The organism is Oscillochloris sp. ZM17-4 (assembly GCF_019599295.1).
GTDB lineage: Bacteria > Chloroflexota > Chloroflexia > Chloroflexales > Chloroflexaceae > Oscillochloris.
In genome coordinates this window covers 1-5,672 of the sequence record NZ_JAIEWN010000106.1, presented here as the reverse complement: position 1 = coordinate 5,672, position 5,672 = coordinate 1, and the positions used below count along the sequence as shown (strand labels likewise).

The 5,672-nt window shown below is 66.3% G+C and carries 8 protein-coding genes; all 8 read left to right on the top strand.

Annotation, left to right across the window (positions count from 1 at the left end):
- Positions 1 to 383: 383 nt before the first annotated feature.
- Positions 384 to 683 (top strand): hypothetical protein, encoded by a 300-nt coding sequence (locus K2Z83_RS27715; protein WP_220598410.1) that lies wholly within the window; start codon positions 384 to 386, stop codon positions 681 to 683.
- 175 nt (positions 684 to 858) lie between these two features.
- Positions 859 to 1,230: a hypothetical protein gene (locus K2Z83_RS27710; protein WP_220598409.1), complete on the top strand. Its 372-nt coding sequence runs from the start codon at positions 859 to 861 to the stop codon at positions 1,228 to 1,230.
- A gap of 14 nt (positions 1,231 to 1,244) precedes the next feature.
- The gene (locus K2Z83_RS27705) at positions 1,245 to 1,712 is read left to right on the top strand and encodes a hypothetical protein (RefSeq protein WP_220598408.1); all 468 of its coding nucleotides are present in this window, start codon (positions 1,245 to 1,247) and stop codon (positions 1,710 to 1,712) included.
- Between the two features lie 305 nt (positions 1,713 to 2,017).
- Complete coding sequence (locus tag K2Z83_RS27700; RefSeq protein WP_220598407.1) at positions 2,018 to 3,253, top strand: hypothetical protein; 1,236 nt, start codon at positions 2,018 to 2,020, stop codon at positions 3,251 to 3,253.
- A gap of 8 nt (positions 3,254 to 3,261) precedes the next feature.
- On the top strand, positions 3,262 to 3,717 hold the full coding sequence (locus K2Z83_RS27695; protein ID WP_220598406.1) for a hypothetical protein: 456 nt from the start codon (positions 3,262 to 3,264) through the stop codon (positions 3,715 to 3,717).
- Between the two features lie 108 nt (positions 3,718 to 3,825).
- Positions 3,826 to 4,041 (top strand): hypothetical protein, encoded by a 216-nt coding sequence (locus tag K2Z83_RS27690; RefSeq protein ID WP_220598405.1) that lies wholly within the window; start codon positions 3,826 to 3,828, stop codon positions 4,039 to 4,041.
- A gap of 298 nt (positions 4,042 to 4,339) precedes the next feature.
- Positions 4,340 to 4,888: a hypothetical protein gene (locus K2Z83_RS27685; protein WP_220598404.1), complete on the top strand. Its 549-nt coding sequence runs from the start codon at positions 4,340 to 4,342 to the stop codon at positions 4,886 to 4,888.
- Between the two features lie 13 nt (positions 4,889 to 4,901).
- A partial coding sequence (locus K2Z83_RS27680) for a hypothetical protein (protein WP_220598403.1) occupies positions 4,902 to 5,672 on the top strand: 771 nt, incomplete at its 3' end.

The following is a 5,672-nucleotide window of genomic DNA, read 5'->3' as shown; positions in this document are numbered from 1 at the left end:
AGATAGGAACATTTGAGCTGTAGATGCCCGGCCGGCCCGAGCGGTGCTGTGCCACTTGCCGCTGGTGGATCGCAGGGCGTGGCGACAGGGCGTGGTGCCGGGTGCGGCAGGCCGAGCTGCCCGAGGCGCTGACGGAGGCGGTGCGCATCTCCTACGATCGGGAGGCGCACGAGACGGAGGTGGTGGAGCTATACGAACGGTTGCGGGCGGGGTAGAGGTTCAGGAGCGGATCGCCCCGCGCCGGTCACATCCGGCGCGGGGCGGAGGGAGGCAGGGCGAGCGACGCCCTGCCGTCCGCGGGGGGAGCTTCCCAGCACCCTCGCGGTACAGAGACTATAGCGAAAAAGGAGCCGCCCGTCAGTAACCGCTTCGCGAACCTGACTGTGCAGGAGAAGGAGGAGCTCGCCAGCGTGATGCGCGGCCTGGTGAAGGGCATCGACGGCACGCTGCGCGACATCGGCAAGAGCGTGAAAACGGTCAGCGGCGCCGCCGTCCCGTTCAGCAGCCTCGACGATAACGATGACATCTGCGGCTACCTGGACTACATCCACAAGAGCCTGACCGATAACGCGCTGCTGCCGCGCCGCGCCGGGCAGGCCGAGCGGGCATCCGCACAGCCGCAGTATGTGGGAGAGGATGAGGCGAGCTACAACGACCAGCGCCCGCGCGTCGATCGTCGTTGACGAGCTTCAATGTGGACGTGATGGTGATCGCCGCAGTAGGGATCGTCATACTGGTAGGGCTTGGCACGCGGTCGTTTCTCAGCTATCGGCGCGAACGCCAGTTGCTGCGCGATGCCCGATCTCGCCTGCACGAACGTGTGCGACAGATACACGCGCAGAGAAACGAGGAATAGCAATGCTTGGATACATTATCGCGCTGCTCGGTGGCGTCTGCGTCGGGGCGTTGATTGTCCACATAAACACTCGCCCGTGCCGAGGGCAGGGCGAGAGGGCGTTATCTCGGCGCTACCGGGAGTTCCAACGGCTGCGGGTCCACACCAACATCCTGGCCTGGGGGGCTGATGATCGTCCGGTGACTGGCACCGCCTATCGCGTATGGGCCACGGTCAGTTCGGTCGATGATGAGGGGATCGCGGTGCGGTGGGCCTCGCCACTGCCCGTCGCGTCGAACGGGGTGGTGGCGCAGCGTCCAGTGATTTCGGAGGTCTACAGCTGGTCCGATCTGAACAATCGCAGGTGGTGGCAGCCGCTCACCGCCTGGTACTGAGAGAGACAATCACGATGCACACGACGACCATACCCACAGATTGCCCGCCAGCGGAGGAGGTGATCGACCCGCGTGCGGCCTACCGCAGCCTGCTGGAGCTGCTCCGCTGGGCCAGCGCCAGCGCGAGCGGGCGGCTGGATAGCGACGCGCGGTGCGGGGAGGATTTCCGCAGGTTACTCGTGGAGCTGCGCCGGATCGTGCGCCCGTGGCTGTGCCAACTCGCCGAGGCGAAGCGCGGCCGAGCGGCGGCCGAGGCGGCGGCAGATGAGGAGCGAGGTGCATTCCTGCGGCTGAGCCACACACACACGAGCTGGTGGCAAGCCATCGAGCGGGCGGGCATCGAGATCCGCCCGTCGCTCGACGGCTGGAGCTACCGAGTGCCGGCCATCGCCGACACCTGGGATGGACCGTACACCGCCTCGGATGCGGCGCTGGCGGCGGCTATCGCCGCGCTCATTGCCCGCGCCGTCGCGAGCGACTGATCGGACACGCGCCGGATCGGGGCGATTTCCGGGTTTCGGGTTTCCCGCACACGCCCCGATCCGCCCTCCTAGAGCGGTTTTAGAAAACGCTGAAAACGCTGAAAACCGCATCAGGGATGGGAGAAATCACGAGAAACCGGGGAAGGGAAATCGGGGCGGTTTTCCCTCCGTTTTCCCGCCGTCGCGCACGAAGCCCTTGGGAATTGTTGGGAATACATATTCCCAACAATTCCCTCGTCGGAGCCGGTAGCCGTATTTTCTGGGAATATATATTCCCAATAAATCAATCACAGAGGAAGATATCCATGCAGACGACCCAGACCGCTGACCAGACCATCATCGGCGCCCCACAGGGCAGCATTCTCGATATTGTGGCCCGCGCCTGGGCCGAGGGGCAGGCTCCGACCGTGAGCTTGCGCCCAACCGTGAGGATCGGCAGCGTGACGCTCATCCCGGTGGCGATCGACAACGGCAACGACGCGCTCAAGGGCGCGGCGCTCCACGCGACGACCGACGCGCAGGGAGTGAGCCACACGACGCTGCGCACCGTTCGTATCCCGACGGCGTTTGCGCCAGCCGAGCAGATCCAGGGGACGCAGGAGATCACCTACACCTGTGAGGGCATGTCCTTCTGGACGGGCGAGACCGCCCTGCGGCACCAGGGCGGCTCGCTGCGTATCGGGCCAACCCGCCAGCGGCTCGACGATGATCGCCAGCGCTGGTTTATTGGGGCAGGGATCGTCGAGCTGCTGCGCACGGCCGGCTACGAGCCTGGCGAGTACCAGATCGCGCTGTGCCTGGCGGTGCCGAACACCGAGATCATCATCGAGGGTGACGACGCCAAGCCGACCGTGGAGCCGCGCACGCTCGATGCGCTCACGAGGTACTTGAAGGGGAAGGTGTGGGAGATCGGGCGCACGGATGACGAGACCCGCACCACGCCGGAGACGTGGACGATCCGAGTGGCTACGGTGCTACCCCTGGCCCAGACGGCTGGGACGGTGGTTGCGGTGACCCGCGCGCCCAACGGCAGGCAGATGCTTAACCTGGACGCCGGCGGCATGCGGGTGATCGACATTGGCGGGGGCGACCTGCACGTCTGCGAGGTGTCGTTCAAGCCCTCGCGGATGATCAACCGGCGGCCGGGCGACGGCACGATCCGCATCGCCAAGGCGCTGCGCAACGACCCGAAGTTCACCGGCCTCATCCGTGGCGATGTCGAGGCCCAGCAGGCGCTGGTCGGTAAGCAGGTGATGAAGTCGGGCCGGTGGGTGAATATTTCCGCCGATGTGGCCCGGGTGGTGGCGAGCAACGGCCAGGAGATGCTGGCCGATGTCCTCGGTGAGCTGCGGGATAGCCGGCAGTTCGTCACCATTACCGGGGGCGGGGTGCGGCTGCTAAACGGTCTGCTGACCGATGTGCTGGCTCACGAGGCGAAGCAGGCGGGCCAGGACTATCTGCTGGTGGACGGCCCCCTCTCCAGCCTGCTCAACGTGATTGGGGCGCTGTTTGGCCTCATCCACCGGGCGGCAGGAAAGTAGGCCGACACATGAAGGACGCAAAGCAGCCCGCGCCGCACACATCCCTGGCGGCGCGGCGCGGGCGGCCGCCAGGCGACCGCAGCACCTTCGGGCGGCTGCGGATTACCGTAGATGAGCGTGATCAGGCAGGGGCGATCCAACCGCTCTATCCCGAGGTCGATAACGACTCCGACCTCGCCTACCGGATCTGGCGCCGTGGGCTCCAGATCGACCTGGCCCGGCTGGTGAGCCTGGGCGGCACCATCCCCGCGGGGATGACGGAGGAGGCGCTCGCGATGCTGATTGCCCAGGATCTGCTCCACTGTCTGCCGCTGCTGCGCCGGACGGGCGTGCTGGCGACCTTGCAGATCGAGGTGTCTGACGGGTCGACAGGACTGCCCCCCGTTGATAACGCCGTTGAGGATGAGATCGCGGACGATGCGGCCGACAGCATTCAGGGGCTGGGCGGCACCGATTTTCTCTAGACCGTGCGGGAAGAGGTTGCCTGATGCACTATCGAGTCAGTTATTTGCGGCGAGCACATCCGAAGTGCGAGTCCTCGATGCGCCGCGCCCGCGTTTCCTCTGCCGGGGTTGAAACCCCGCAGCTCCCACGCGGGTTCTTTTCGGTGGAACCGGGTCGTCGAGGCGATCCGCGATGATGGCGATAGCTTCACTATCGAGGGCGTCCAGTTCCTCGACCCGATCACCGGGTTGATCACCGTGTTTGCGACCAACACCACCACGAAGAATATCCAAGCCGCAGCCCGCGCCGCGCAGTGGGCGCAGGCGGATGGCTCTGGCGCGTAGAGAGGATCGCAGGGATATGCCATCAGTCGATAAAGACCTATCGCCAGCGGGGGTGGCGAAAGACGACCTGAGATACATCCCCCCCCCAGGCGCACGGGGGCATCGCCCGGTCGAGCCTGACGGGGATCTGCTGGCGGATCTCATCGCCGGTGCGCCGGCCAGAAGGGCTGAGCCCGCCCTTGAGCCGGCCAGAAGGGCTGAGCCCACCCCTCCTGCCAGAAAGGCTGAGCCCGCCCCTGAGCATGCCAGAAGGGCTGAGCCGGTCAGGGTCTATCACTCCGAGCCTGAGCCGGATGTGGTGGACACGGGCCTAGACTGGTGGAAGCAGGTCTTCGCCGAGTTCGGCGCGTTCGTGATCATTGGTGTCCTGCCCTACGCCGTCGATATGGCGTGTACCGTCTTCGGATTCACACGCACCATCCTCCCGGCGACCGACGTGGGGCTGCTGCTGGCGACGGTCCTGCACATCTTCATCTCACTGGGGCAGCGCCACTTCCTGCGCCAGCGCGACCGCACCTTCGTAATTGGTGCCGTCCTCATCATTGTCAATACGCTCACCAACGTGTATGGTATGATTACCATCGCTGATCGCTACCGCCCAGGTGCGCTCGGCGACCTTCCCCGCAGCCCCGGCGCGTGGCTTCCCGCTCTGTGGCCGGTGCTCGTCGCGAAGCTGCGGGAACAGATTGGTACCAGCACGCCGGAGATCGTGGTCGTCTGGCCGGCATGGTGGCCCGCCGCCGTGGTCATCACCTTGGCCAGTGGCGCGGTCGCCTTCTACGCTGAGGTTCTGCTCGTCCGATTCTACCGGCGGGTGCGCAAGGTGTGGAAACGGCGCCCTGCCTAGCCGTGGGGATAGTATGTCTCACCACCTGCTCCCGATGCTGGCGTCGGCGGTGCTGCAGCAAACAGCACCGCCGACCGCCGATCCCACGGACGGTCTCCTGGTCGGCGCCCAGGGCGTGGGATTCCTGCTTACGCTGATCGGCATCATCGTTTCGGTCGCGCTGACGATCAAGGGGCAGCAGGCGTACATTGGCCGCCTCAAGCGGGATCGCGAGCGCATCATCGCCGAGGCTGCCGCGCGGGAGCAGCAGATCGTCGCCGAGGCCGCCGCGCGCGAGGATCAGTTTCGCACCTATCTCGGCGCGATTGATGCGGTGACCCACCAGAAGGCGACCGACCACCTCACGCGTTCGCGCCCGGCGGAGAACCCGCCCCCGGGGATTGTGCCCACGATCCGGGATCTCGTCTCGTACGAGGTGGCTGCCGAAGATCCGTTCATCTTTCCGGTGGGCTGGAAGCAGGCGCATAATCGCCCGCCGAATGCGATTGGCTACTCGCTGTGGCCCGCGAGCGAATACTTCTCCGGTCACATCGCCATCTCGGGCGAGACCCGCTACGGCAAGGGCAACCTGGCCTTCCTGATCCTGGCCACGCTCTGTCTGCGCCTGACCACCGCGCAGCTCCAGGTGCTCGCCATCGACCCCAAGCGCGACTTCGCGCTATGGCGGGGGCTGGCCCACAACTGGCGCGAGCCGGTGCTGGGGCGCGACCCGGCGACCATCCAGGCGGCGATGGCCGCCCTGCGCGCCGAGCGCGAGCGGCGCGAGGTGCTGCGCGAGCGCTGC